Annotated in this window: 26 protein-coding genes; 12 read left to right on the plus strand and 14 right to left on the minus strand. The window is 73.1% G+C overall.

What is annotated here, in order from left to right; all coding sequences use genetic code 11:
- Nucleotides 1–71: 71 nt before the first annotated feature.
- The 4 genes from ABTW95_RS22830 (at nucleotide 72) to ABTW95_RS22845 (ending at nucleotide 4,847) form a co-directional block, all read left to right on the plus strand.
- Nucleotides 72–1,520, plus strand: coding sequence for an FAD-linked oxidase C-terminal domain-containing protein (locus ABTW95_RS22830; RefSeq protein ID WP_500227330.1), 1,449 nt, complete (start codon nucleotides 72–74; stop codon nucleotides 1,518–1,520).
- Entirely contained in the window at nucleotides 1,520–2,716 is a 1,197-nt protein-coding gene (locus ABTW95_RS22835; RefSeq protein WP_500227331.1) for an FAD-binding oxidoreductase, read from the plus strand. Before ABTW95_RS22830 ends, ABTW95_RS22835 begins: the two co-directional genes overlap by 1 nt.
- On the plus strand, nucleotides 2,716–4,002 hold the full coding sequence (locus ABTW95_RS22840; RefSeq protein ID WP_500227332.1) for a (Fe-S)-binding protein: 1,287 nt from the start codon (nucleotides 2,716–2,718) through the stop codon (nucleotides 4,000–4,002). The genes ABTW95_RS22835 and ABTW95_RS22840 overlap by 1 nt, the downstream gene beginning before the upstream one ends.
- Nucleotides 4,003–4,124: 122 nt before the next feature.
- A complete protein-coding gene (locus tag ABTW95_RS22845; RefSeq protein WP_500227333.1) occupies nucleotides 4,125–4,847 on the plus strand; it encodes a hypothetical protein in 723 nt (240 codons plus the stop codon).
- A gap of 10 nt (nucleotides 4,848–4,857) precedes the next feature.
- Here the strand turns inward: ABTW95_RS22845 and ABTW95_RS22850 are convergent, their stop codons facing one another.
- The 14 genes from ABTW95_RS22850 to ABTW95_RS22915 all read right to left on the minus strand — a co-directional run bounded on the left by ABTW95_RS22850 (nucleotide 4,858) and on the right by ABTW95_RS22915 (nucleotide 18,595).
- A complete protein-coding gene (locus ABTW95_RS22850; RefSeq protein ID WP_500227377.1) occupies nucleotides 4,858–6,516 on the minus strand; it encodes an ABC transporter family substrate-binding protein in 1,659 nt (552 codons plus the stop codon).
- Nucleotides 6,517–6,521: 5 nt separating this feature from the next.
- Nucleotides 6,522–8,279, minus strand: a complete 1,758-nt coding sequence (locus ABTW95_RS22855) for a dipeptide ABC transporter ATP-binding protein (protein ID WP_500227334.1) — start codon at nucleotides 8,277–8,279, stop codon at nucleotides 6,522–6,524.
- A complete protein-coding gene (locus ABTW95_RS22860) occupies nucleotides 8,276–9,070 on the minus strand; it encodes an ABC transporter permease (RefSeq protein ID WP_500227335.1) in 795 nt (264 codons plus the stop codon). Before ABTW95_RS22860 ends, ABTW95_RS22855 begins: the two co-directional genes overlap by 4 nt.
- Nucleotides 9,067–10,038: an ABC transporter permease gene (locus ABTW95_RS22865; RefSeq protein WP_500227336.1), complete on the minus strand. Its 972-nt coding sequence runs from the start codon at nucleotides 10,036–10,038 to the stop codon at nucleotides 9,067–9,069. The genes ABTW95_RS22860 and ABTW95_RS22865 overlap by 4 nt, the downstream gene beginning before the upstream one ends.
- Before the next feature lie 114 nt (nucleotides 10,039–10,152).
- Complete coding sequence (locus ABTW95_RS22870) at nucleotides 10,153–10,887, minus strand: YwaF family protein (RefSeq protein WP_500227337.1); 735 nt, start codon at nucleotides 10,885–10,887, stop codon at nucleotides 10,153–10,155.
- A 55-nt stretch (nucleotides 10,888–10,942) separates the two neighbouring features.
- Nucleotides 10,943–11,713, minus strand: a complete 771-nt coding sequence (locus tag ABTW95_RS22875; protein ID WP_500227338.1) for a FadR/GntR family transcriptional regulator — start codon at nucleotides 11,711–11,713, stop codon at nucleotides 10,943–10,945.
- Nucleotides 11,714–11,793: 80 nt separating this feature from the next.
- Entirely contained in the window at nucleotides 11,794–12,231 is a 438-nt protein-coding gene (locus ABTW95_RS22880; protein ID WP_500227339.1) for a Zn-ribbon domain-containing OB-fold protein, read from the minus strand.
- Entirely contained in the window at nucleotides 12,228–13,385 is a 1,158-nt protein-coding gene (locus tag ABTW95_RS22885) for an acetyl-CoA acetyltransferase (RefSeq protein WP_500227340.1), read from the minus strand. The genes ABTW95_RS22880 and ABTW95_RS22885 overlap by 4 nt, the downstream gene beginning before the upstream one ends.
- Nucleotides 13,382–14,536, minus strand: coding sequence for a mandelate racemase/muconate lactonizing enzyme family protein (locus tag ABTW95_RS22890; RefSeq protein ID WP_396445241.1), 1,155 nt, complete (start codon nucleotides 14,534–14,536; stop codon nucleotides 13,382–13,384). Before ABTW95_RS22890 ends, ABTW95_RS22885 begins: the two co-directional genes overlap by 4 nt.
- 28 nt (nucleotides 14,537–14,564) lie before the next feature.
- Nucleotides 14,565–16,052 carry an aldehyde dehydrogenase family protein gene (locus tag ABTW95_RS22895; RefSeq protein ID WP_500227341.1) on the minus strand — a complete coding sequence of 496 codons (1,488 nt, stop codon included), beginning with the start codon at nucleotides 16,050–16,052 and terminating at the stop codon, nucleotides 14,565–14,567.
- A complete protein-coding gene (locus tag ABTW95_RS22900; RefSeq protein ID WP_500227342.1) occupies nucleotides 16,049–16,417 on the minus strand; it encodes a cupin domain-containing protein in 369 nt (122 codons plus the stop codon). Before ABTW95_RS22900 ends, ABTW95_RS22895 begins: the two co-directional genes overlap by 4 nt.
- A gap of 7 nt (nucleotides 16,418–16,424) precedes the next feature.
- The gene (locus tag ABTW95_RS22905; RefSeq protein WP_500227343.1) at nucleotides 16,425–16,892 is read right to left on the minus strand and encodes a VOC family protein; all 468 of its coding nucleotides are present in this window, start codon (nucleotides 16,890–16,892) and stop codon (nucleotides 16,425–16,427) included.
- Nucleotides 16,893–16,928: 36 nt separating this feature from the next.
- On the minus strand, nucleotides 16,929–17,810 hold the full coding sequence (locus tag ABTW95_RS22910; RefSeq protein ID WP_396445245.1) for an LLM class F420-dependent oxidoreductase: 882 nt from the start codon (nucleotides 17,808–17,810) through the stop codon (nucleotides 16,929–16,931).
- Entirely contained in the window at nucleotides 17,810–18,595 is a 786-nt protein-coding gene (locus ABTW95_RS22915; protein WP_396445246.1) for a FadR/GntR family transcriptional regulator, read from the minus strand. The genes ABTW95_RS22910 and ABTW95_RS22915 overlap by 1 nt, the downstream gene beginning before the upstream one ends.
- Before the next feature lie 223 nt (nucleotides 18,596–18,818).
- On the opposite strand from ABTW95_RS22915, the gene ABTW95_RS22920 reads away from it, so the two are divergent.
- From ABTW95_RS22920 to ABTW95_RS22955, 8 genes are read left to right on the plus strand one after another with little or no spacing between them, the layout of a single operon-like run.
- Nucleotides 18,819–20,009, plus strand: a complete 1,191-nt coding sequence (locus tag ABTW95_RS22920) for an ABC transporter substrate-binding protein (protein WP_500227344.1) — start codon at nucleotides 18,819–18,821, stop codon at nucleotides 20,007–20,009.
- Between the two features lie 10 nt (nucleotides 20,010–20,019).
- Nucleotides 20,020–20,889, plus strand: coding sequence for a branched-chain amino acid ABC transporter permease (locus tag ABTW95_RS22925; RefSeq protein WP_396445248.1), 870 nt, complete (start codon nucleotides 20,020–20,022; stop codon nucleotides 20,887–20,889).
- Complete coding sequence (locus ABTW95_RS22930; protein WP_396445249.1) at nucleotides 20,886–21,854, plus strand: branched-chain amino acid ABC transporter permease; 969 nt, start codon at nucleotides 20,886–20,888, stop codon at nucleotides 21,852–21,854. The genes ABTW95_RS22925 and ABTW95_RS22930 overlap by 4 nt, the downstream gene beginning before the upstream one ends.
- Complete coding sequence (locus ABTW95_RS22935; RefSeq protein ID WP_500227345.1) at nucleotides 21,851–22,603, plus strand: ABC transporter ATP-binding protein; 753 nt, start codon at nucleotides 21,851–21,853, stop codon at nucleotides 22,601–22,603. Before ABTW95_RS22930 ends, ABTW95_RS22935 begins: the two co-directional genes overlap by 4 nt.
- On the plus strand, nucleotides 22,596–23,285 hold the full coding sequence (locus tag ABTW95_RS22940) for an ABC transporter ATP-binding protein (protein WP_500227346.1): 690 nt from the start codon (nucleotides 22,596–22,598) through the stop codon (nucleotides 23,283–23,285). The genes ABTW95_RS22935 and ABTW95_RS22940 overlap by 8 nt, the downstream gene beginning before the upstream one ends.
- Nucleotides 23,282–24,355, plus strand: coding sequence for an LLM class flavin-dependent oxidoreductase (locus ABTW95_RS22945; RefSeq protein ID WP_396445252.1), 1,074 nt, complete (start codon nucleotides 23,282–23,284; stop codon nucleotides 24,353–24,355). Before ABTW95_RS22940 ends, ABTW95_RS22945 begins: the two co-directional genes overlap by 4 nt.
- Nucleotides 24,352–25,065 (plus strand): enoyl-CoA hydratase/isomerase family protein, encoded by a 714-nt coding sequence (locus ABTW95_RS22950; protein ID WP_500227347.1) that lies wholly within the window; start codon nucleotides 24,352–24,354, stop codon nucleotides 25,063–25,065. The genes ABTW95_RS22945 and ABTW95_RS22950 overlap by 4 nt, the downstream gene beginning before the upstream one ends.
- A complete protein-coding gene (locus tag ABTW95_RS22955) occupies nucleotides 25,062–26,222 on the plus strand; it encodes an acyl-CoA dehydrogenase family protein (RefSeq protein ID WP_500227348.1) in 1,161 nt (386 codons plus the stop codon). Before ABTW95_RS22950 ends, ABTW95_RS22955 begins: the two co-directional genes overlap by 4 nt.
- Nucleotide 26,223 lies beyond the last annotated feature (1 nt).

Raw genomic sequence — 26,223 nt, forward strand, 5'->3', positions numbered from 1 at the left:
CGCGCCGCAGGCCCCGCGGCGGGGCCGGCCGGATCTTGCGGGGGTCGCGGGGGCGGAGGATGGTGGTAGTGATGGAATCCATGCTCACAGGGCTCGCACCGCGGCTCGGCGGGATCGTCGGGCCGGAACGGGTGATCACCGATCCGGTGCGGCTGCGCACCTACGAGTGCGACGGCCTCACCAACCACCGGTGCACGCCCGGGATCGTCGTGCTGCCCGACACGGCCGAGCAGATCGCGGCGATCGTGCGGGAGTGCGCGGCGGCGGGCGTGCCGTACGTGGCGCGCGGGTCGGGGACTGGGCTGTCCGGCGGGGCGCTCCCCCGCGCCGACGGCGTGCTGATCGTCACCGCCCGGATGCGCCGGATCCTGGAGATCGACATCCCCGGGCAGCGCGCCGTGGTGGAGCCCGGCGTGATCAACCTGGACGTGACGCGGGCCGTCCGGCCGTACGGGTACTACTTCGCGCCCGACCCGTCCAGCCAGCAGATCTGCTCGGTCGGCGGGAACGTCGCGGAGAACTCCGGCGGCGCGCACTGCCTGAAGTACGGGTTCACCGCGCACCACGTGCTGGCCTGCGAGGTCGTCACACCGGACGGCGAGCTGGTGGAGCTGGCGGCGGACGCGCCCGGCTACGACCTGCTCGGCGTGTTCGTCGGCGCGGAGGGCACGCTCGGCATCACCACCAAGGTCACGGTGCGGCTGACGCGGTTGCCGGAGACGGTGCAGACGCTGCTGGCGGCGTTCGACTCGATCGAGGCGGGCGGCACCGCGGTGTCGGCGATCATCGGGGCGGGCGTCGTCCCGGCGGCGATCGAGATGATGGACGCCCTCGCGATCGAGGCGGCCGAGGCGGCGGTGCGCTGCGAGTACCCGGCGGGCGCCGGGTCGGTGCTGATCGTGGAGCTGGACGGCCCGGAGGCCGAGGTCGCCGCGCAGTTCGCCGAGGTGGAGCGGCTGTGCCGGGACGCGGGCGCGTTCGAGATCCGGATCGCCGCCGACGACGAGGAGCGCGCGCTGATCTGGAAGGGCCGCAAGTCCGCGTTCGCGGCGGTCGGCCGGATCAGCCCCGCCTACCTCGTCCAGGACGGCGTGATCCCGCGGACGGTGCTGCCGGAGGTGCTGGCGGGCATCGACGCGCTGTCGGCCGAGTCGGGCGTGCGGGTCGCGAACGTGTTCCACGCGGGCGACGGGAACCTGCATCCGCTGGTGCTGTTCGACGACGCGGAGGAGGGCGCCGAGGAGCGCGCCGAGACCGTGTCGGGAGCGATCCTCGACCTGTGCATCCAGCACGGCGGCTCCATCACCGGCGAGCACGGCGTGGGCGTCGACAAGGCCCGGTACATGCCGCGCATGTTCACCGACGCCGACCTGGACACGATGCAGATGGTCCGCTGCGGGTTCGACCCCGCGGGGCTGTGCAACCCGGGCAAGGTCTTCCCCACGCCGCGGCTGTGCGGCGAGGTGCCCGGCAAGCACAAGGGCCCGCACCCGTACGAAGGAAAGGCGGACATCTTCTGATGCGCCCCCTGGACGCACTGGCGAAGGTCTGCGCCGACGTACGCCCCGGCGAGCCCGCGGAGGGCGTGCTGGGCGTCGAGCCCGCGCTCGTCGCCGCGCCGAAGGACCTGACCGAGGCCGCCGACATCATGCGCGTCGCCGCCGAGAAGGGGCTCGCGGTCGTCCCGCGCGGGGCCGAGACCCGCCTCGACTGGGGGACGCCCCCGCAGCGCTGCGACCTGCTGATCGACACCCACCGGCTGGACAGGCTCGTCGAGCACACGGCGGGCGACCTCGTCGCGAAGGCCGAGGCCGGGCTCCCCATGGAGCGGCTCGGCGAGCGGCTCGCGGAACGCGGCCAGCGCCTCGCCCTGGACGTGCCGCTGCCGGGCTCGACGGTCGGCGGGACGATCGCGACCGGCGCCGCCGGCCCGCTCCGCACGATGTACGGGACGCCGCGGAACCTGGTCATCGGGCTCACGATCGTCCGGGCGGACGGCCAGGTCGCGCGGTCGGGCGGCAAGGTCGTCAAGAACGTCGCCGGATACGACCTGGGCCGGCTGTTCTCCGGCTCGTTCGGCACCCTGGGGCTGATCGTGGAGGCGACGTTCCGCCTGCACCCGATCCCCGCGGCGACCGCGTACGTGACGTGCGCCGTGGACGGCCCGGAGCAGGCGCACGACGCCGTGCAGAGCGTCCTCCACTCCCCCGTGGCGCCCAGCGCCGTCGAGTACATCGGGCCGAGCACGGTTTCCGTGCTCCTGGAAGGCGTGCCGGACGGCGTCGCCGCGCGCGCCGGGCAGACCGCGGAACTCCTCGGCGAGACCGCCGGGATCTCCGATACCGCACCGGACGGCTGGGGACGCTATCCCGACGGCACCACGCTCATCGACATCAGCGCACCGCCGCCTTCGCTCCGCGACGTCCTCACGTTGCTCGGTCCCGGCACCCCGGTCACATGGAGCGGCAGCGGCCACGGGCACGTCGGCCTCGACGCGGGGATGACCGCGCAGGAGGTCGCCGATCTCCTGGGCCGGCTGAGGGACGTGCTGGGCCGCCACCGCGGCCATGCCGTCGTCCGCTACGCCCCGGAAGGGGTGCGCGGCGAGATCGACCTGTGGGGGCCGGTTCCGGCGCTCGCGCTGATGCGGCGCGTCAAGGACCAGTTCGACCCTGATCACCGGCTGTCCCCCGGCCGCTTCGTGGGAGGTATCTGATGAGCACCCAGGACGACCTCCCGGATCTCCTCAACGACTGCGTCCACTGCGGTTTCTGCCTGCCCACGTGCCCGACGTACGTGCTGTGGGGCGAGGAGATGGACTCCCCCAGGGGCCGCATCCACCTCATGCAGCAGCATGTGGAGGGCGCACCCCTCAGCGGGCCGATGGTCGAGCACTTCGACCGCTGCCTCGGATGCATGGCGTGCGTGACGTCCTGCCCGTCCGGCGTCCAGTACGACCGTCTCATCGAGCACACCCGCGCCGAGGTGGAGAGCGAACATCCCCGTCCGCTGAAGGAGCGGGCCGTCAGGGAGCTGGTCTTCCAGCTGTTCCCGTACAAGCGGAGGCTGCGCGCGCTGCGCGGCCCCCTGCGCGCCTACCAGAAGTCGGGGCTGGAGCGCCTCGTGCGGCGCAGCGGGATCCTGGAGCGCCTGTCCCCGTCGATCGCCGCGATGGAACGGCTCGCGCCGCCCCTCGGCAGGGCGCCGAGGCTGCCGGAGCGGGTCGCCGCGCGCGGCGGGCGCCGCGCCGCGGTCGGGATGCTGACCGGCTGCGTGCAGGGCGAGTTCTTCCCCGGCGTCAACGCCGCCACGGCCCGCGTCCTGGCCCTTGAGGGCTGCGACGTCGTCATCCCCCGCGGCCAGGGGTGCTGCGGGGCGCTGTCCCTGCACTCGGGGCGCGCCGAGGAGGCCCGCGCGTTCGCCCGCCGGACGATCGAGGCGTTCGAGGACGTCGACGTCATCGTGGTCAACTCGGCGGGCTGCGGGTCCGCGATGAAGGAGTACGAGGCGCTGCTCGCCGGCGACCCCGCCTGGGCGGAGCGCGCGAAGGCGCTCTCGGCGAAGACCAGGGACTTCGCCGAGTACCTCGTGGAACTCGGGCCCCGCGCGGAACGGAGGCCACTTCCGGTCACGGTCGCCTACCACGACGCCTGCCACCTCGCCCACGCCCAGGGCGTGCGCCGCCAGCCCCGCGCGCTGCTGGCCGCCATTCCCGGGCTGACCGTGCGGGAGATCGCCGAACCCGACGTCTGCTGCGGCTCGGCCGGAACATATAACCTGTTCCAGCCGGAGGCCGCCGGCGAACTCGGCGACCGCAAGGCGGTGAACGTGGACGCCACCGGAGCCGAACTACTGGTCGCCGCCAACCCCGGCTGCTCGATGCAGATCGCCACAGCGCTGCGCCGGCGCGGCGCCGGCATCGCGGTCGCGCACACCGCGCAGGTGCTGGACGCCTCCCTGCGGGGTCTCGGCCGCGACGCCCTCGTCGCGCGCCGTTCGTAGGCCGCGCGCCCGGACCACCGCCGATCCGGGCGTCCGGTATCGTGTCCAGCCGCCGTTGCCGACCCAACTCGATAGGACGCGCTTACTTAGCCTGGAGCAGGCACGAGGGAGCACGCACCATCATGTCCAACAGCACCTACCAGCCGTACCGTTCGCACCGCCGAAGAAGGAAGACGAGCGCGGGAAGGCTCGGCCTCGCCGGGGCCGTCACCGGCGCCGTGGGGATCGCCGCGATCGCCGCGGGCATCGTCGTCCTGCGCCCGGGCGCCGACGGCGCCGGGGAGGCGTCCCAGCCGACGCTGGCGAGCCAGGGCGACGGCGCCCGCCCCGGCTCCACCGTCCCCTCGCCGGACGCGGGCCCGCCGGTGAACTTCACGACCCCCGAGGGCTACGGCTACAGCCTGGCCGCCGTCCGCGCCGGCACCGGCCGGCAGCCGCTCGGCGCCACGAAGGCGCCGCCGTCCGGGACGACGTACGCCTACGCCGACTACATCCTCACCAACACCCAGCGCCGGGCCGTCCTGCTGGACTTCCCCGCCGACCTGTTCATGCCGAAGGCGCAGGTGCCGAAGGCGGCGCGGGAGCGGTGCATGCCGCAGGCGGGCATCCCCGGCGACATGTGCACGCTGCCGAACCACAGCAGGATCACCGCCCGGATCGACGGGTCGAAGCCGCCGGTCGACGACAACGGCAGCAAGATGATGCCCGGCGGAGCCTCCTACCTCGTGCGGATCGCCTCCGACCTACCGGTCAACGCCGGCCTCTCCGCCGACGACCTTCGGCTGTACGTGTGGAACGCCCGCTACACCAGCGACCGCAAGGGCATCCGGCTCGCCTTCCCCTGACCGGCGCGGGCTAGGGGCGGCGGGTGAAGCCGATGTCCTGGTAGGCGGGTTCGAGGAAGCCGCAGGCGCCCATGTTGGCCAGGTCGGCGCGCACGGCGACGAGCTGCGGACGCTGGTACAGCGGCAGCACCGACGCCTGGCGCCAGATGAGCCGGTCCGCCCTGTTCACAAGGACGTGAATCCTCTCCGGGTCGATCTCCGCGATCGCCCGGTCCATCGCCGTGTCTATGGCGGCCGTTCCCGTGCGGGAGTAGTTCTGCTGGACGGCGCCTCCACGCGGCCGCGCGAACACCGCTCTCATGGGTGAGACCGGGAACGAGGTGCCCAGCCACGAGAACGGGACGATGTCGAAGCCGCCCCGCGTGACGTAGGTGTCGAGGGCGTCGTCGGCCGGGACGGGCCTGATGTCGACCCGGACGCCGATACGTGCGAGCAGCGCACGGGCCAGTTCCGCTTCGCGTTTGCTCACCGGGACTCCGGACGGGATCACGAACCGCAGTGCGAGCGTCCGCCCGGCCTTGGCACGGTACTCGCCGCGTCGCCGCCACCCCGCCTCGTCGAGGAGTCGCTCCGCGCGTGCCGGGTCGTAGGTTCCGAGCGCATCCGAGTTGTCGCGGTAACCGTCCTGGGTGTTGACGTAGAAGTGGTTGCCGAGCGTCCGGACGGGGACGCCGAGCCCGGAGAGGTCGGATCGCGCGATCACCCGGCGGTCGATGCCGAGCATGACCGCGCGCCGCACGCGGACGTCCGACAGGATCGGTCCGGCGGCGTTGAAGGTGAAGTGCCGCCAGTCGGGCCCGCCGGCACGGCGTATGTCGGCGCCGGGGACGTCCTGGAGGCGCCGCATCGCGCCCGCGTCCAGCCCGATGTCCATGAGGTCGATCTCGTGGTTGGCGAACGCGCCTGGCATCGCGCTGGTGTCCATCGCCCGGTAGACGATGCGGTCGAGCTTCGCGGGCGCGCCCCACCAGGCCGGGTCGCGCACCAGCGTGACGGTCTTGCCGGTGCGGTCGAGCCGCTGGGCCTTGAACGGTCCCGCCGTGACGGGCAGCCGGTTCAGCCAGCCGGTGTTGAACTCGCGCGGGGAGGCGTACGCGGCGGCCGGGTAGAGCGGGCTGAACAGGCTCCGCCAGTCGGCGTACGTCCGGGCGAACGTCACCTTCACCTCGTTCGGCAGGGCGCCCCGCTCGACGTGCTCGATCAGGCGGTAGCCGGAGACGGTGGACACCTCGTAGCGCGGGTCGCGTCCGGACAGCGCACGGGCCTGGGCTGCGAAATCGGCGTATCCGAGCGGGCGGCCGTCGGACCATCTGGCCCGCGGGTTGAGCCTGTAGGTGACGGTCTGGCCGCGCCCGGTGCGCTTCAGCGCGGCCGATTCCAGGTACTCCGGGACGGGATGCGGGACGGATCTCTCGTCGGCGCGCATCAGATACGGCAGGACGCCCTGGATGACGTGCTCCACCGCGCCCTTGGCGCCGTCGACGTGGTTGAAGTTCCACTGGGACGGGAACTCCGGCAGCGCCCAGCGGAGCGTCCCGCCGCCCGCGATCCGGCCGCGCGGGGCGGGATTGACGTCCGAGGCCGGCAGCCGTCCGGACGCGTCGCCTCGCTGTTCCAGGTCACCGCATCCGCTCAGCAGCACGGCGGCCAGGAGGGCCGCGCCGAGCATCCGCTTCACTGCCGGGCCCCCGCACCGACGAGGGGATGGTGGCAGGCGACCGACCGGTCCGCGCCTCCCCATGGCTTCGGGTCCTGTTCGTCGCACAGGCGGGCGTCCTCCTTCGCGAGCACGGCGTAGCGGGGGCACCGGAATCGGAAACGGCATCCGGTGAGCGGTGACATCGGGTCCGGCGGGTCTCCACGCAGGCGGACGCGCCGCAACAGCGCACGCGTGTAGGGGTGGGCCGGTGCCCGGTACACGTCGGGCGTCGGTCCCAGTTCGACGATCCGGCCCATGTACATGACGGCGACCCGGTCGGCGATGCGGTGGACGACGGCCAGGTCATGGGCGACGAGCAGATACGCCAGGCCGAGGCGGTCGCGGAGGCTCTCCAACAGGGCCATCACGCTCGCCTGCACGGACACGTCCAAAGCGGACACGGGTTCGTCCAGCAGGAGCAGACGCGGTTCCAAGGCGAGCGCTCTGGCGATGGCCACGCGCTGCCTCTGCCCGCCCGAGAGCGCGTGCGGGAAACGCCTGGCGTGCTCGCTCTCCAAGCCCACCAGCTCCAGCGACTCCTTCACGCGGCTTTCGATCAGCGAGGACGGGAACCCGTGCGCGGTCAGGGGCTCGGCGATGATGGCGGCCACGCGCATCCGCGGGTTGAGCGACGCGCCCGGGTCCTGGAAGACGACCTGGACGTCGCGCCGCAGGGCCTTCCGCCGGGCCGCGTTCAAAGACGCCGTGTCCTGGCCGAGGACGACCACTCGTCCCCTCTGCGGCCGCGACAGTCGCAGGATCTCCATCAGGGCGGTCGTCTTCCCGCATCCGGACTCGCCGACGAGCGCGAGGGTCTCGCCCTCCCGGACGTCGAATCCGATGCCGTCCACGGCGCGCACCGTCCCGAGCCGGCGGCGCACGAGCGTTCCCTTGAAGACCGGGTAGTGCCTGGCAAGACCGTCCACCCGCAGCGCGACAGGACGCTCGGGCCGAGGCCGGGGCGGGGCTGTGCCGTCCACGCGAGGAACAGACCCCAGCAGCTCGGCCGTGCAGGCCGCACGCGGCTCCAGGTAGACCCGCTCTACCGGCCCGCTCTCGACGACCCGGCCCTCGCGCATCACCGTCACGCGATCGGCGAAGCCTTCGACGACGCCGAGGTCGTGGCTGATCAGCACGATGGCGGCGCCGGTCGCCTCACGCGCGCCCCGGAGCACGTCCAGGATCTGCGCCCGGACCGTCACGTCCAGCCCCGCGGTCGGCTCGTCCGCCAAGATCACTGCCGGCGCGTTGGCGATGGCCATGGCGATCATCACGCGCCGCAGCATCCCGCCGGAGAACTCGTGCGGGTAGGCGCGCGCCCGCCGCGCCGCGATCCCCACCTGGCCGAGCAGCTCCACCGCCCGCGCACGCGCCGCCGCCCGCGCGGCTCCGGAGTGGACGCGGACGGCCTCGGCGATCTGGTCGCCCACGGTGTGCACGGGCGTGAGCGCGGGCTCCTGGAACACCATCGCGAGGTCCCTGCCGCGCACGCGGGAGAGTTCGGCGTCGGAGCGTCCGATCAGCTCCTCCCCGCGCAGCCGCACCGATCCCGTCACCTCGGCGCCGTCCGGGAGGAGCCCCATCACGGCGAGCGCGGCGGCGGTCTTCCCGGCCCCGGACTCCCCGACGATCCCGAGGACCTCCCCCGCCCCGACCGCGAAGCTCACCCCTCGCACGGCGCGCACGCCGCCCGCGTGAACGACCGACAGGCCGGCGACCTCCAGCACCGTCACCGCCCGCCCCGCAGCGGATCGAGGGCGTCCCGCAGCCCGTCGCCGAGCAGGTTGACCGCGAGGACGATCAGCGCGAGCAGCCCGGCGGCGGCCCCGGACGGCCACGTCGCCGCCGCGCCCCGGCCGTCCGCGATGAGCGCGCCCAGCGACACGTCCGGCGGACGGACCCCGAGGCCGAGGAACGACAGCCCGCCCTCCGCCGCGATCGCGGCGCCGGCGGCCAGGCTCGCGTCCGCGACCAGCAGCGAGGCGACCTGCGGCAGGACGTGCCGGACGAGCACGCGCGGCGCCGCCACCCCCAGGAACCGGGCGGCGAGCACGTGCCCGCGCTCGCGCACCGACAGCGTCGACGCCCGCACCGCCCTGGCGGGGAGCATCCACATGAACGCGGCGAGGAGCGGCGCGAGCAGCGGCCATCCCCCGCCCGGCGCCAGGACCGCGACGACGAGCAGCGGCGGCAGCACCAGCAGGAGATCGGCACCCCACATGAGGGCGCGGTCGAGCGGCCCGCCCGCGAATCCCGCGACGGTGCCGGCGACGGCGGCGAGCCCGGACGAGAGCAGGGCCGCGAGCAGGCCGATCACCAGCGACTTCTGCGCCCCGCGCAGCGTGAGGGCGAACACGTCCCGCCCGCTCTGCGTCGTGCCGAGCCAGTGCCGCCCGGACGGGCCCTGCCCGAAGGCCGTGAAGTCCGTCTCGTCCCAGCTCCACGGCGACACGAGCGGCCCGGCGAAGGCCAGCGCGACCACCGCGGCGAGCAGCACGGACCCGGCGGCGCCCCGCCGCGTCACGCCGCCGCCCCCGGCCGGACCCGCGGGTCGAGGAGGCCGTTCAGGACGTCCGAGACCAGACCCGCCGGCAGCACCGCGCAGGCGGCGACGCAGTCGATCGCGGCGACCGCGTTGACGTCCCCGCGGTCGATCGAGTCGGCGAGCCACTCGCCCATCCCGTGCCACCCGAAGACCTTCTCGGTGAGCATCCCGCCGATGACCAGCGGCCCGGCCGCGTAGGCGAAGTACGCGGCCATCGGCACGAGCGCGGTGCGCAGGCCGTGCCGCAGCAGCGCCGTCCGCCGCCGGAGCCCCTTGGCCCGCGCCGTCCGCACGAAATCGGCGTGCAGGACGTCCAGCATGAGGCCCCGCTGGTAGCGGGCGTAGACGGCGAGTTGCAGCAGCGTGATCGTGGCCGTGGGAAGCACCGCATGCCGCACCTGGCCGACGATCCCCGCGGACTCGCCTTCCCCGACCCACACGAAGACCCGCACGCCCATGGCGTCGTTCACCGTCGCCGCGGCCGTCTGCAACAGCACCGCCAGGACGAACACGGGGACGGCCAAGAGCACGCAGGCCCCGCCCGTGATGAACCTGTCCGCTCCCCGCCCGCGCCTGGTCGCCGCGTACGCGCCGAGCAGGACCCCCAGCACGCTCCCGGCGACACCGCCGGGAACCACCAGCCGGAGACTCACCCCCAGCCGCGGCCATAACTCGGCGTTGACGGGCTCCCCCTCCCGCGTCCTGCCGAAGTCGCCGCGCACGACGCCCCCGCCCCACACGAGGAACCGCTCGGCCAGAGGCGTCCGGTCGTCGAGGTTGAGGGCGCTGAGCCGGGCATCGATCACGGCGTCCGGCGGACGCGGCACGCGTGCCTCGAAGCCGGCGCGCGGATCGAGCGCGGCGGCGGCCAGCAGATAGGCGAGACTCCCGGCGACGACCACCAGCACTCCCCGGCTCACCAGCCGCCGCAGCAGGAACCCCGCCAACGCCCCACCTCCCGGACCACTCAGCACAGAGCACGGAATGCTACCGATCGATCACACAACGCGTAGGAAAATCACAGGAGTCGGAGGACGACGCCCCTCCGGCCGTCGTCCCCGTCAGCGGGCGGGCCGCTCTCCACCGGCGCCCGCACGGGTCCACGGCCAGGTGATCAGGGCCCAGCCGAGCATGACGATCACGATCTCGGCCGGCACGTACCACGGCCAGGGGCCCAACAGGTCCAGCACCGAGCCGGTGCCGGGCTTGGCCCGGAGGAAGCCGTAGTTGGTCCCGGCGACCAGGTTGAAGGCGAACACGGCGGCGGCCCACAGCGCGGTCGCGGCGACGGCGAAGCGGTAGCCGCCCCAGTCCGGGCGCATCCCCAGCCCCCAGGTCAGGTACACGGCGGCCCACAGGACCAGCAGATGCCTCCCGAAGAAGCCCAGATAGCCGATGCCCGGGTAGTCGGGGCCGTGCAGCGCCGGTGTGAGCAGGGCCTGCACCGCCAGGGTGAGCCCCCAGTAGTACGTCAGCGCGAACCAGCGCCGGCCCAGGGTCCAGAGCGCGCCGGCGGAGGCCGCCCAGGCCAGGTCGCTCAGCTGCAGCGGCAGCGACCCGCCGATGCTCCACCGCCCGGGGAGCAGCGTGTACGCCTTGGTCCCGATCACCACGTACGCGATCGCCAGCGCGTACGCCTGGCCGAAGCCGCGCGCCCGGTCCCCGGGTTCCCCCGGCCCCGCGCGCTGCGCGCGCCCGAGCGGCACCAGCACGGCGCAGCCGGCCGCGAACAGCCCGAGCGCCGCCCAGTGCGACGGCCCGTACGGCGTGAATCGGCCGTCGGCGGTCAGCAGCACCTGATCATGCTAACCGCGCGGGACGGGCCGCGCGCGGGCCGTCACCGCGGCCGGCTCAGCGATCCCCGCCGGCGGTCTTGCGCCTGCCCGGTGAGCGGCCGGCCCGGGACCGCCTCGCGAGGTCGCTCTCGAAACGCTCAAGGCTCAGATGGGCCATGACGAGCCGCTGCGCCTGGGCGACGTTGCCGCTGCGCATGCTCGCGAGGATCGCCAGGTGCTCGGCATGCCATTCGCCGTGCCGGCCGACGGTCGCCTTCAAGCCCGAGGAGAGCCTGACCCAGGCGTCGCGGAGCCGCTCCTCGATCTCGCAGAGCCACGTGTTGCCGGACATCGACGCGATGGCGAGCTCGAAGGCGAGCGGCTCCCAGACGAAGGAGCCGTCCTCCCGCAGCTTCGCTCCCTGCTCGTCGAGCATCGCCGCGAGGGCGTCGAAGTCGGCGGCGGTGCCGCGGCGGGTCAGGGCGGTGACCGCCGCCAGTTCCACGCCCAGCCTGGTCTCGACGAGGTTGCGGAGAGCGTGCTCCTCATGGGTGTCGAACATCGCCTTGCCGGTCTCGCCGTCAGCGGAGTTCGCGGTGACGTACATGCCGTCGCCGTGCACCACCTCGATGCAGCCCATCGCGGAGAGGACGCGCACCGCCTCGCGCAAGGACGACCGGCTGACGGAGAGCAGCTCCATGAAGACGCGCTCGGGAGGCAGCCTGTCGCCGGGCCGCAGGTCGTTGTCGGCGATGTACGCGCGCAGTTCCTCGACGACGCGTTCGGCCACCCGGCCCTTCCCTCTCGGGCGGCGGGCCCCTGCGGGTTCGGTGCCGGGCTCGTTCATGTCAGCCATGACAGTAGGAGTCCGGCCTGGCTCTCGCAACCTGCCCGGCAGACCCTCGGGACGGCCGTCCCACGGCGCCGTCAGACCGGCCGGAACGCCAGCAGGCACTGGCCTCCCGGGGTCTCCAGCGGGGTCCTGCGGACGGGGACCCCGCACTCGATCAGCTCGGGGTCCTCGGGCACCCCCAGCAGATAGCCCATGACGCGCGGGCCCTCGGCGAGGTCGACCAGGCACGTGGCGAACGGCGCCGCGCTCTGGAGCCCGGGCACCTGGGACCGGAAGTGCACGCAGAAGGTGTACAGCGTCCCGCGGCCGCTGCTCTCCTCCCATGTGAGGCGCCGCGACCCGCAGGAGGGGCACAGGGCCCGCGGGTAGAAGAAGAACGTCCGGCACGCCTCGCAGCGGGGCAGCAGAAGGACTCCGCGCCGCAGGCCCTCCCAGAACGGGAGCCCTTCCGGGCCGGGTGACACGACGGGGTCCAGGCCCGCTCCGTCCAGAGTCGCTCCGTCCGGCGTCATCGGGCCACCCCGAGGATCGCGGTCGCGCTGCTGGACAGGTATCCGCCGATGCCGTTCACCAGGGCGACCTCGGGGCTCTCCACCTGCCGGTCGCCGGCCTCGCCCCGCAGCTGCCGGACGGCCTCGATGAGAAGGAACATCCCGAACATGCCCGGGTGGGTGTAGGAGAGGCCGCCGCCGCTGGTGTTCAGCGGGAACTCCCCGCCCGGTGCCGTCCGCCCGCCCGACACGAAGTCGCCGCTCTCGCCCTTGCCGCAGAAACCGAGATCCTCCAGCTGCACCATCGCGGTGTAGGTGAAGGAGTCGTAGAGCTCGGCCACGTCGACGTCCTCCGGGCCCAGCCCGGCCTCGGCGAACGCGGCGGGCCCGGACAGCGCCGCCGGGCTCACCGTCAGGTCGGGCATCTGGCTCACTCCGTAGTGCGTGTGGGCGACCGCCGAGCCGAGGACCTCGACGACGGGGACCCCGAGGTCCCGGGCCCGGGCGGCGGAGGTGAGGACGACGGCGCCGCCCGCGTCGGTGACCAGGCAGATGTCGGTGGGACGGAACGGGTAGACGAAGTACGGGGTCGCGAGGATCTCCTCCACCGTCAACGGCTTCCGGTAGTACGCCCGGGGGTTGCGGACCGCCCAGGCGCGCGTCGACACCGCGAGTTCCGCGAAGTGGCGCGTGGTGGTCCCGTACTGGTGCATGTGGCGGCGGGCCGCCAGGGCGTAGGCGCTCGGCGGCCCGTCCACGCCGTACGGGCGCTCCCACTGCCAGTCCGGGAGCCAGGGGTCGAAGTGCTGCGGGCGCGTCTGCACCCCGCGCTTGCGGTTCGACCGCCGCGTCTCGCCGTGCGTGATCAGGGCGACCTCGCAGGCCCCGGCCTGGATCGCCCGGACCGCCTCGTGGAGGTGGGCCACGAACGAGGAGCCGCCGATCGACTGGCTGCTGGAGTAGCGGGGGCGGAGCCCGAGGTACTCCGCCACCATCAGCGACGGCATGAAGTCCAACCCGCAGGTGAACAGCGCGTCGACGTCGGTGAGGGCGAGGCCGGCGTGGGCCAGGGCGTTCGCCGCCGCCTCCGCGTGCAGCTGGAGGGCGGACCGGTCGGGGACCACGCCGATGGCGTCCGACTCGGCCGCGCCGACGATCGCCACACCGGTGCTCATGAGGCCGGCTCGGACCGGTACCGGCCGATGTAGTCCCAGTCCAGCTCGAGCCCGAAGCCGGGGCCCTCGGGCACCGCGTAGTGCCCGTCGGCGAAGGGCGTCCGGTTCGCGATCAGGTTCCAGAAGATCGGGTCGCGGTCCGGGTCGAAGGTCTCGAGGTAGGTGCCGTGCGGGATCGAGGCGAGCAGGTGGGCGGAAACCTGCGGCTCCTCGTGGTGCGCCATCTCCACCTCGTACATCGACGCCAGCGCGGCGACCCGGCGCCATTCGCTGGGCCCGCCGATCCAGCTCGCGTCCGCGTTGCACGCGTCCACGGCGCCGGCGCTGATCAGGTCGCGCAGCCCCGCGCGGGTGCTCTCGCTCTGCCCGGCGGTGACGCGGACGCCGGTCGTCAGGCGGACGTCGCGCATGGAGAGGCGGTCGTTCAGCCAGCGCACCGGCTCCTCGAACCAGCGCAGGCCGAGGTCCTCGGTGAGACGGGCGAACTCGATCGCCTTCTGCCGGGTGTAGCCCTGGTTGGCGTCGACCATGAGCACGAAGTCGTCGCCGCCCGCCTTGCGCGCGAGGCGGGTGCGATGGGCGTCCTCGGCCGGGCTCAGCCGCCCGACCTTGAACTTGCATCCGGCGAACCCGAGCTCGCGGTACCACTCGATCTGGCGCGCGATGTCGGCGTCGTCGTCGGTGTAGTACCCGCCGATGCAGATCGCCGGCAACCGGTCGCGGTACCCGCCCCACAGCCGGAACAGCGGCACGCCCAGCGCCTTGCCGACCAGGTCCCACAGGGCGGAGTCGACGCACGCGACGGCTTGCAGGGCCAGTGACCGGTCGCGCAGGATGTCGTAGGTGGGCGGGAGCATCGCCTCCCAGCACGCCTCGGTGCTCAGCGCCGTCCGCCCGAGCAGGTGCGGGACGATCTCGTTGCGGATGATGTCCACGATCACCGCCTGCTCGGCGTCGGTGTCGCCGTTGTAGACCTCGCTGACCAGCCCGTTGCGGGTGTGGACCCGGGTCACGATCGTGCACCGGTTGGTCATGGAGTAGTTCGATCCCTGGTACTTCTTCGCGAGCGGGACGCGGACGGGGATGACCTCGACCGCCTCGATGATGAGGTCGTCGGCGCTGACGTTGCTGGGCGCTGCGGTGGCTTGCACGTTGTCTCCGGTCAGGCGAGTGCTCGGATCAGGCTCCGAGGCGGAGGTGGACTGACTTGGTCTCGAAGTACTGGGCGAGGCCCTCGCGACCGAGTTCGCGGCCGACGCCGCTGGCCTTGTAGCCGCCCATGGGCATGCAGAACGGCAGCCCGGCGTCGTGGTAGGCGTTGACCCACACCGTCCCGGCGCGCAGCTTCCCGGCCGTCCTCAGCGCGGTGTCGAGATCCCTGGTCCACACGGCGGCGGCCAGCCCGTACCGCGAGTCGTTGGCGAGCCGGACCGCGTCGTCGCGGGTGTCGAACGGGGTGACGGCGAGCACCGGGCCGAAGATCTCCTCGCGCGCCACGGCGTGCCCGGGCGCCACGTCGTCGAAGATCGTCGGTTCCACGAACAGGCCGCCGGCGAGCTCTCCGCCGACCCGGCCGCCGCCCGCGACCAGCTCGGCGCCGCTCCGGAGGCCGAGTTCGATGTAGCGCAGCACGGTCTCGACCTGGTTCTCGTCGACCAGCGGGCCGATCTGGGTCCGCTCGTCGAGCGGGTCGCCGATCCGGCTGGTCCGCGCCAGTTCGGAGAGCCGCGCCACGAACTCGTCGTGGATCGGGCGCTGGACCAGCAGCCTGCTTCCGGCCTGGCAGGCCTGGCCGGTGTTCAGGAAGATGCCCCAGTAGGCGCCGCGGACGGCCTGGTCCAGGTCGGCGTCGGCGAAGACGATGTTGGGCGATTTCCCGCCGAGCTCCATGCTCACGCGTTTGACGGTGCCGACGGCGGACCGCATGACGGTCTGGCCGACCTCGGTCGACCCGGTGAAGGCGATCTTGTCGACGCCGGGGTGCTCGGTGAGCGCCGTGCCCACCTCGCCGCCGCCGCCCGTGACGACGTTGTAGACGCCGGCCGGCACGCCCGCGTCCGCCAGGACCTCGGCCAGGTCGAGGGTGCTGCCCGGCGTCAGGCTCGCGGGCTTGGCGACCATCGTGCAGCCCGCTGCCAGCGCGGGGGCCACCTTCCACGACAGCAGCAGGAGCGGGAAGTTCCAGGGCGTGATCATCCCGACCACGCCGACCGGCTCCTTGAGCACCAGCCCGAGGGCCGCGTCGGTGTGCCGGGAGACCAGGTCGCCGCGCTGGTCCAGGGCGAGGGCGGCGTAGTAGTCGAAGACCTCCGCGGTGAGCACGACCTCGTTGCGGGCCATGGTGATGGGCTTGCCGAGCTCCAGGCTGATCCGCCGGCCGATGGCGGGCGCGCGCTCGCGGAGCAGGTCGGCCGCGGCCCGCATGACGGCGGCGCGTTTCGGGGCGGCGAGGCTCGGCCACGGCCCCTCGTCGAAGGCCCTGCGCGCGGCGGCGACCGCGCGGTCGACGTCCTCCCGCCCGCCCCGGGCGTACCGGCCGACGAGGGCGCCGTCGGTCGGGCTCGTGCGTTCGAGCGTCCGGCCGGAGGAGCTCTCGCTCCAGGACCCGTCGATGTAGAGCCCGTAGGTGGCCAGGTTCGCGGGGGTCTCGTCCGTTGAAGTGCTCATGGTGTGCTCCCCGGGTCGGCCGGCGGGAACGGGTCGCGCGCCGGCGCGTAGCATTCGAGCAGGAGGCAGCCGTGCGGCCCGGCCACCGCCGCGTGCGGGACCTCGCCGGGGATCAGGAAGCCGTCCCCGGCGGCGATGGCCGACCGCCGCCCCCCGGTCTCCAGCGTCAGGCTGCCGCTGAGGACCTGGCCGAACTCCTCGTTCCCGTGGGCGTGCAGCGGCACGACCGCGCCGGCCGCCAGCCGGAAGACCGCGGCGGACAGCCGCTCGCCGAGGTGGACCGAGCCGGTGATGCCGGGCAGCGGGTTGTGCTCGGCCAGGCCGCTCCATGCGATGACGGCGGGTTCTCGTGCGGAACCGGTCACCGCCCGCTCACCCGCCGTTCGGGGCGGGCAGGAGCTCGGTCACCTGCACGACGACCCCGTCGGGGTCCTTCGCCAGGCAGATCTTCCAGCCGCCTTCCGGCGTCATCACCGAGGTCGGCTTGGTCAGGAACTCCACGCCGTCCTCCGACAGGGCGTCGTACACCGCCTGGGCGTCGTCGGTGAGCACCGCGAAGCGGGTGAGGCCGCGCTGGTGCTGCTGTACCGGTTCGGCGCCGGTGTCCAGCGTCGCGGGATCGAACCACTCGACGATGTCGAGGAGCGTCGCGTCGGCGTCGTCCCCGAGGCGCAGGTGGACGAAGCGGAGGTCGCCGGACGGGACGGCGAACGCCTGCTTCACCTGGTCGTTCTTGACCGTCCTGTCCTGGAGGACCTGGAAGCCCAGCTTCCGGTAGAAGGCGACGGAGCGTTCCAGGTCCGTGGAGTTGATGGCGATGTGGAACAGCCTGTTCAGCATGGTCTCTCTCCCTTGGGGGCGGTCGGCCGCGGGCGGTCAGCCGGCGAGCGGCATGAGCTGGTCGGCGAGCTGCTCGACCTCGTCGAGGACGCTCTGCAGCGTGTCGTGCTTGAACGACGTGTCGGCGATCAGGAGCTCGACCCCGAGCCCGGCGTAGTGATCGACCGTGTCCTTGTCCAGGGTGGCCTGGCTGACCGGGCGGGCCGAGAGCGTGATGTCGGAGCGCGTGCGGCCGTGCTCGGCGAGGTACCCGTCGAGCTCCGCCAGCTTGCGCTCCAGTTCGTCGGGGGCGATGTAGAGCGGGTGCCACCCGTCCGCCGCGGCCGCGACCCGCTTGAGCACGCCGGTGCTCTTGCCTCCGCACCACAGCGGGATCGACCGCTCGCCCACGGGCTTGGGGTAGAACTTGAAGCCGGAGAACTGGAAGTGCTCGCCCTGGAAGTCGATGAGGTCCTCGGTCCACAGGTGGCGCAGCAGCTTCAGGTACTCGGTGGTCCTGGAGCCGCGGGTCTCGAAGGGGGAGCCGAGGATCTCGAACTGCTCGCGCATCCAGCCCGTCCCCACCGCGCAGATGGTGCGGCCGCCGTTCAGCACGTCGAGGGTGGCGAGCGCCTTCGCCGTGTTGACCGGGTGGTGCCATCCGGCGATCAGCACCGAGGTGCCCACCTTGATGGTCGTGGTCGCGGCCGAAGCCCAGGCGAGGGTCAGGATGGTGTCGAAGTAGGGCGTCTCCGGAGGCCAGAAGAACTTGCCGTCCTTGGTGTAGGGGTAGCGCGACTCCACGTCGACCGGCAGGGCGATGTGGTCGGTCATCCAGAGCGAGTCGAAGCCCAGCTCCTCCGCCTTCTGCGCGAAGGCGACGATGGCCTCGGGGCCGGCGTAGGGTCCCGCGCCGGGCAGCCTCAGTCCGAACTTCATCAGGGGTGCCTCTCCGTGACTTGGCCGAGGTGGCCGCGTGGGGTGTGTCGTTCCTGGATCTGCTGGTCGGGGGTCTCCGAGGACGACGCGAGGTCCTCCTCGAACCGCTCCAGGTTCAGGTGCGCCATGACCAGGCGCTGGGCCTGCACGACGTTGCGGGAGCGCATGGACGCGACGATCGCGCGGTGCTCGGTCAGCCACTCCTCGTGGCGTCCGACCGAGGCCCTCAGCCCCGTGGAGAGCGCCAGCCACGAATCGCGCAGCATGAGCTCCACCTCGTAGAGCCAGGTGTTGCCGCTGATCTCCACGACGGCGAGTTCGAAGCCGAGGGGCTCCCAGGCGAAGTCCGGGTCGATCCGGAGCCTGGCCTGCTGATCGTCGAGCATCGCGTGGAGGCCGGCGAAGTCGTCGTCGGTCGCGCGCGCGGTGGCCGCGGTGACGGCGGCGAGCTCGATGCCGAGCCTGGTCTCGACCAGGTTGCGCAGGGCGTTCTTCTCCGTGGCGTCGAAGATCGCGGCGGGGCTGGCCTGCTGGATGGGCGGCGGGGTCGCGACGTACATCCCGTTGCCGTGCCGGACGTCGATCACGCCGAGGGTGGAGAGCACGCGCAGCGCCTCCCGCAGCGAGGACCGGCCGACCCCGAACAGCTCCATGAACACCCGTTCCGGAGGCAGCTTCGACCCGGTCGTCAGACCATTGGCCTCGATGTAGGACCAGATGTCGCGGACCACCCGCTCGGCGACCCGGCCGGTTTCGGGGCGGTCACGCAGCAGCGCGGGAGTCATCTGATGACTTCCGCCGCCGTCGGCGGAACCGCGCCGTTGGCGCGCCTGTACGGGCTCACCAGCGGTGCTGCCGGAGTTCTGGTGGCGTCTCTCGTCCATAACGACCGTGACGTTACGGCTAGAGATCTGACAAGTCAACCGTTGACAGGCGCCAAGAGAGGGAGTTGTATGACGACTCACGTTGTATGACATCTCAGCTCCCCATGAGCGAAGGGCGACACTGATGTCCAAGTCACCTCGGCGGTTCAGCGTCGGAAACTCCGGGATCACCGCGGTCGCCGTGGCCTCCGTCGCCGTCCTCGGTCTGGCCGGCTGCGGGGGGGCCGCGGTGTCCGGGGAGGACTCGTCGGACAAGCCGGTGAAGATCGGCGTGCTGCTGCCCTACACGGGCACGTTCGGGCTGTACGGCAAGCCGATGGAGGCCGCGCTGAAGGCCCGCCTCCAGCTCGCGCAGGGGCGCGCGGGCGACCGCGCCGTGGAGCTGGTCTTCGAGGACGAGGCGACCGATCCGGCCGTCGCGGTCTCCAAGGCCGGCAAGCTGCTCGACCAGGACGGCGTCTCGGCGGTCGTCTGCTGCGCGACCGGCGCCGCCACCCTCGCGGTGGGACCGATCCTCGCGGAGCGGGGAATCCCGCAGCTCGGGCCGATCCCCAACCCCGACGGGCTCAAGAAGTTCAAGACCGCCGCGGTCGCGGCGCCGACGGCGGGGCACGACGCCGGAAAGCTCGGAACCTACGCCGCCGAGGAGCTCGGGCACCGCACGGCCGTCATCGTCGCCAGCGACTTCGCCTACGGCCACGAGGTGGCGGACGCCTTCGAGAAGAGCTTCACCGAAGCGGGCGGGAAGATCGTCGAACGGGTGCTCACCCCGCTCGGCACGGCGGACTTCGCCTCCTACCTGGCCCGGCTGCCGGACGCCGACGTGACCTTCGCCGGTTTCGCCGGCGCGGACGCGGTGCGCTTCGTGCAGCAGTACGACAAGTTCGGCGTGAAGAAGCGCATGCCGCTCATCGGCCACGGCCCGCTCGTCACCGAGCTCGTCCTCAAGCAGATCGGCCCCTCGGCGGTGGGCGTCGGCGCGGGCTTCTACTACTCCTCCACCCTGGACAACCCCGAGAACAAGCGGTTCATCGACACGATGAAGGCCGCCGGCGGCCAGTTCGTGCCGAGCCACTTCACCGCGGGCGCCTGGGCCAGCGGCAGCGTGCTGCTGGCGGCCGTCGAGGCCGCCGGGGAGCACGCCACCGACGGCCGGGAGCTCGCGCGGACGATCCGCGCCACCAAGGTCGACGCCCCCTGGGGGACCCTGAGCTTCAATCCGGAGACGGGATACGCGGACGCGCCCACCTACTACTACACGGTGGTCCAGAAGTCGGGTTCGCTGCAGCACTCCGTCGCCGGCGAGATGTCGTGAGAGCCGCGCCATGTCCCTCGCCCAGGCGGTGCTCCAGCTGGCCATCGGTCTTTCCTTCGGCCTCCTGCTGTTCCTGCTCGCATCCGGTTTCACCCTGACGTTCGGTCTGGCGGGCTTCGTCAACCTGACGCACGGCGCCGTCTTCCTGCTGTCGGCCTATGTCGCGACCGCGTTCACCGGCCCCGGCGGCTACGTGACGGCGGTCCTCGCCGCGGGCGCCACGGGGACGGTCCTCTCGCTGCTCGTGTACGCCACGACCCGGCTGCGGTGGGGCAGGGTCCTCGGCGACGAACTCAAGCAGGTGCTGCTGACCTTCGGTCTCCTGCTCGTCTTCGCCGAGGTGGCCCGCGTGCGGTGGGACGGGCTCCCCCGGTCCCTGCCCGCGCCGGGGTTCGCCGACGGCGCCTGGCGCTTCGCCGATGCCTCCTTCCCCGTCTACCGGGCGTTCATGGCGGCCGCGGCGCTCGCGCTCGCCGCGGCCCTGTGGTGGCTGCAGGAGCGCACCCGGTTCGGCGCGATGGTCCGCGCCGGCGTCGACGACCGGGCGATGCTGGAGGCCACCGGAGTCAGCGCCGGGCCCATCTTCCTCGCCGTGTTCGGCCTGTCCGGGCTGCTCGCCGGGCTCGCGGCGGGGCTCGCCGCGCCGGTGCTCGGGGCCGCGATGGGGCAGGAGTTCAGCGTCCTGGTCCTCGCGTTCGTGATCGTCGTCCTCGGCGGGCCGGGCGATCTGCGCGGAGCGTTCCTGGCGAGCCTCGCCGTGGGCGTCGCCGACGCGTACGGCAAGGCGTTCCTGCCGACCGTGGCGGAGTTCACCATGATGGCGCTGGTCGTGGCGGTCCTGGCATGGCGTCCCCGAGGTCTTTTCGGAGGTGCCCGTTGAACAGGTCCGCATCGACGCTCGCCGCCGCCGGAGCCGGGCTCGCGGTAGCCGCCGCGCCGTTCTACCTCGACGTGTTCCAGATCGGCCTGGTCGCCCGCGGCCTGGTATGGGGGCTGGTGGCGCTGTCCGTCTGGTTCCTGCTGCGCCTGCTGAACCTGCCGTCCTTCGGCCATGCCGCCTTCTTCGGGCTGGGCGCCTACGCCGCCGGGCTGGCCGTGACGCGCTGGGGCGTCGACAACGTGTTCCTCGCCCTCGGCATCGGCGTGGGCGTCACCTGCGCCGCCGCCCTGCCCATCGCCGCGGTGGCGGCCCGGCTGGGCAGCATCGGGTTCCTCCTCATCACGCTCGCCTTCGCGGAGATGCTGCGTTCGCTGGCCATGCGCTGGCGGGCGGTCGGCGGCTCCGACGGCCTCACCGGGATCGCCCGGCCCGGCGCCGGCCCGCTTCCGGTGGACCTGGCCGGGCCGGTGACCTGGTTCTATTTCACGCTGGCCTGCACGGTGCTGTGCCTGCTCCTGCTCTGGGCCGTCCGGCGGTCGGCCTTCGGCGGCGTCCTGGTCGGGATCCGGGAGAGCGAGGAGCGCATGCGCGCGCTCGGCTACCGGGTCGAGACCTACAAGGCGGCGGCCGTCGTCCTGTCCGCCGGCGTCGCCGCGGTCGCCGGGGTGCTGCACGCCTATCTCATCAGGTTCGCCAGCCCCGAGGACCTGTCCGCCCTGGTCTCGGCGCGCGGGCTGATCCTCGTGGTGCTGGCGGGGAGCGCGCTCGTCCCGCCGGTGCTGGTCGCGATCGCGCTGACCTTCGGCGAGGACCTGGTCAGCAGCAGGACCGAGAACTGGCTCGCCCTCATGGGGCTGCTCTACGTGGTGGTCGCGCTCAGCGGCCGCGAGAAGGACCGGGCACCCCGCCGGATCGCCCTGGCCGTCCGCCGCAGGCTCGACCCCGTTCCCCAGGAGAAGCCATGACCGCCGTCCTCGAACTCGATGCGGTCTCCAAGCGCATCGGAGGCGCCTACCTGAACCGCGACGTCTCGATCACCGTGCGGCAGGGCGAGCGCCGTGCGCTCGTCGGCCCCAACGGGGCGGGGAAGACGACGCTGATGAACATGGCGTCGGGCGTCCTGCGCCCGTCCGAGGGGCGCGTCAGGCTGCTCGGCCGCGACGTCACCTCGCTGCCGGTGCACCGCCGCGCCCGCCTCGGGCTGGCCCGCACCTTCCAGATCACGTCCCTGCTCCCGGCCATGACCGTGGCCGAGAACCTGGCGATCGCCGTGCAGGCCACCAGCCGCGGGCGGGCGGACCCCCTCCGTCCCTGGTCCAGGGCCCGCGCTGTGTGGGCGCGGGTGGACGAGCTGCTCGAACGCGGCGGGCTCACCCGGATCAGGGACGTCCCCGTCGGGCGGCTGGCGTACGGCGAGCAGCGCCGGGTCGAGATCGTCATCGCGGTCGCCAACCCGTGCTCGCTCATCCTGCTGGACGAGCCGGGGGCCGGGCTCAGCAGCGAGGAGACCGAGGAGCTGCTGTCGCTGGTCTTCGGCCTGGACCCCCGGTTGGCGGTGCTCTTCGTCGACCACGACCTCGATCTGGTCTTCCGGCTCGCCACGCACGTGACCCTGCTGAACTTCGGCGAGGTCGTCGCCGAGGGCACGCCGGCCGAGGTCCGGGCCATGCCCGTCCTACGCGAGATCTACCTGGAGGTGGATGCGGATGCTTGAGGCGATCGACCTCAGCGCGAACTACGGCGCGGTCCAGGCCGTGCGATCGGTGTCCTTCGCCGTCGGTCCCGGGGAGGTGCTCGCGGTCCTCGGCCCCAACGGCGCCGGCAAGTCCACGCTCGCCAACGCCGTGAGCGGCCTGCACCGGCCGAGCGCCGGACGTCTCCTGCTCGGCCGCACCGACCTCGCGGCGGCCAAACCGACCCTCATCGCGCGCAAGGGGGTGGCGCTGGTGCCGCAGGGGCGGCGCGTGTTCGCCAGCTGCACCGTTTCCGAGCACGCCGCCCTGGCGGCGCGGAACGCCAGGCCCGGCGCTCTCACGGTGGACGAGGTCCTGGAGTTCTTCCCGCGGCTCCGGGAGCGCTGGAGCGTGCGCGCCCGCCGGCTGAGCGGCGGAGAGCAGCAGATGCTCGCCATCACCCGGGCGGTGCTGCCCGGTCCCGCGGTGCTCGTGCTCGACGAGCCCACCGAAGGGCTGGCGCCGGGCATCGTCGGCGCGGTGGGCCGGCTCGTCCGGCGGCTCCGCGACCGGGGGACGGCGGTCCTGCTGATGGAGCGCCCCGGAGAGTTCGCCCGCGGGCTGGCCGACCGGGTCGCGACGATGGACCGGGGGCTGCTGTCGTCCGCGGCGCCTCCCGGGCGCCGCCGCGGCGCCGGCGCACCGGACGGAGCGGCCCGATGACGGCGCGGCTCGGCGTGCAGGTGACGCCCTGGAGCGGTTCGCGGGAGCTGGTCTCGCTGGGCGTCCGGTTGTCGTCGGTCGTGGACACCGTGTGGGTCCAGGACCAGATGCTGGCGCGGAACGTGTACGGCCTGCTGGCCGCGCTCGCCCATGCGGGCTGCGGCGTCGGCACCAACGTGACCTACCCGGTCGGCCGGAACCCGATCGAGATGGCGTCGGCGGCCGCCACGATCAGCGAGCTGCTGCCCGAGGGGCGCGAGCTGGCCGTGGGGATCGGGACCGGGGGCGCCCTCGTCAACAGCCTCTTCCAGAAGGACAAGCCGGTCTCCGCCGTCCGGGAGGCGCTGCAGCTGATGCGCGCCCTGTGGTCGGGCGCCCGCGTCGAACTCGACCAGTTCCCGGTGCTGGGACGGGCGCTGTCGTACAAGCCGGGCGCGGTCGCGCAGCTGACCTATCCCGTGGAGCGTCCGCCGGGCCTCGTGGTCGCCGGCGTGGGGCCGCGGATCCTGGCCGTCGCGGGAGGATACGCCGACGGGCTGATCTCGCCGAGCAACATGCCGACGCTGTCCCGCGCGGCGTTCCGCACCGGCCGCTTCGCCGAGGTCTCCGGCCTGGCGACCGCGCTCGCCGCGCGTCCGGCCGACGCCGGCGACCTCCGGCTGATCTTCGGGATCAACACCTCCGTGTCCGCCGACCGCCGGGCCGCGCGCGACCAGGCGCGCCGGCAGGTCGCGCTCGTCGTCGGCAACCCCCGGCTGTGGCCCGATCTCGAGCGGGTGGGCATGGACCTGGCGTCCGCGGAGTCGGTGAAGCAGGCGTTCGACGACGGCGAGGGGGTGGCGGGCGCCGCGGCCCGGTGCTCGGACGACCTGGTCGACGGCCTGGTGATCGCGGGGACCCCGGACGACTGCGTCCCGGCCATCGCGGAGCTGCGCGACCTCGCCGCCGCCGAGGGCTACACCGAGTTCTACATCGGCGGCCCGCTCGGCCCCGACCCCGTCGAGGCGGCGGAGCTGCTGGTCACCCGGGTGATTCCGAAAGTCTGGCCGGAACGGGCGGGCCTGGCATGACCGGGACCGTCCTGCGGCGCGCGGACGCGGCCGGGGTCGCGACGCTGCGGCTCGCGAGGCCGGAGAGCCGCAACGCGCTGAACACCGACCTGCTGCGCCGGTTGTCGGACGAGCTCGACGCCGTGGCGGACGACCCCGCGGTCCGGGGGCTGGTCCTGTGCGGCGAGGGCGCGGTGTTCTGCGCCGGCGCGGACCTCAAGGAGTTCCGGGGGGCCGCGGGCGAGCAGGGGGCGCTCCGCAGGATCCGCCTGGTGAGCCGGGTCGTCGGCCGGCTGCGCAACCTGGAGCGGCCGACGGTCTGCGCGGTGTCCGGGGCCGCCTTCGGCGCCGGGTGGGGGCTCGCCCTGGCGTGCGATCTGACCTACGCCGCCGCGGACGCGACGTTCAGCCTGCCCGAGCTGCCCGCGGGGCTGCGGCTCCCTCCGGCGATCCTGCACCGGCTGGCCGAGGTCGTGGGCCCGGTGCGCGCGGCGGAGATCGCCTACTCCGGCGATGTCTACACCGCCGAGCAGGCCCTCGCCTGGGGGTGGGTCGGCCGGGTCCTCCCGGACTCGGCGTCCGCGGAGGAGCGAGCGCGAGAAGTGGCGGGGGCGCTCGCGCGGGCGCCGGGGACGTCGGTCGTGCACGCCAAGCAGGTGCTGCGCCCCCGCGCCGGCGGCCTGCTGACCCCGCCGCCCGAATACGCATGGAATGAGGAGCCATCCCAGTGACCGGAGCGATGACCGAGGCGGAGGCGACGCGCGAGGCGGTCCGGGAGACCGTGCGCGCGTTCGTCCAGGAGCAGTGCGACGAGTGGAAGTGCCTGGAGTGGGACCGCGCCGGCACCTACCCCAAGGAGGTGTTCGACCGGATCGCCGCGCTGGGCTGGTTCGGGATCGGGATACCCGAGGCCGACGGCGGCTCCGGCGGGACCGCCGGCGACCTGCTGGTCGTGGCCGAGGAGCTCGGCCGCGGGAGCACCGACCTGGTCGCCTGCTTCAGCCTGACCGCCTCGGGCCTGCGCACGCTGGTGGCCGACGGCAGCCCCGCGCAGCGCGCCGAGCTGGTGCCGAAGCTCATGGACGGCACCGTCCGGCTGTCGATCGCGGTGACCGAGCCGGAGGCCGGATCGGACGCGGCCGCCCTGACGACCTCGGCCCGCCGCGACGGCGACCACTACGTGATCAAGGGGCAGAAGACCTTCTGCGAGGCCGCGGGCCTGCCCGACACGATCATCCAGCTCTACGCGCGGACGGACGGCGCCGCCCGCAAGCAGGACGGGATCAGCATGATCCTGCTCGACCCGGCGCTGCCGGGCGTGACCCTCCGCAGACTGCCCACGATGGGACGCAACATCACCGGCGTGTACGAGGTCTTCCTCGACGACGTCCGCGTCCCGGCCGACCGGCTGGTCGGCGCCGAGAACCGCGGCTGGCACCAGCTGGGGGCCGAGCTGCCGCTTGAGCGGCTCATCATCAGCGCGGGCTTCGTGGGAGCCACCTTCCAGGTGCTCGAGGACACGCTGCGCCACGTCAAGGAGCGCGAGCAGTTCGGCCGCCCGGTCGGCGACTTCCAGTCCGTGGCGCATCTCCTGGTGGACCTCTGGACGAGGGCCGAGAGCGTCCGGCTGCTCGTCTACCACGGCGGGGAACTCCACGACGCCGGCCTCCCGCACACCAAGGAGGCGTCGATGGCGAAGATCGCGTCCGCCGAGCTGTACGCGGACGCCGCGCGGTACTGCATGCAGCTGCACGGCGGCTACGGGTACATCGACGAGCATCCGCTGACCATGCACTACACCGACGCCGTCATCGCGACCGTGGCGGGCGGGGCCTCCCAGGTCCAGCGCAACATCGTGGCCCGCGAACTCGGCCTGAGGCCGCGGTGAC

Source organism: Spirillospora sp. NPDC127506, assembly GCF_040302145.1.
GTDB lineage: Bacteria > Actinomycetota > Actinomycetes > Streptosporangiales > Streptosporangiaceae > Spirillospora.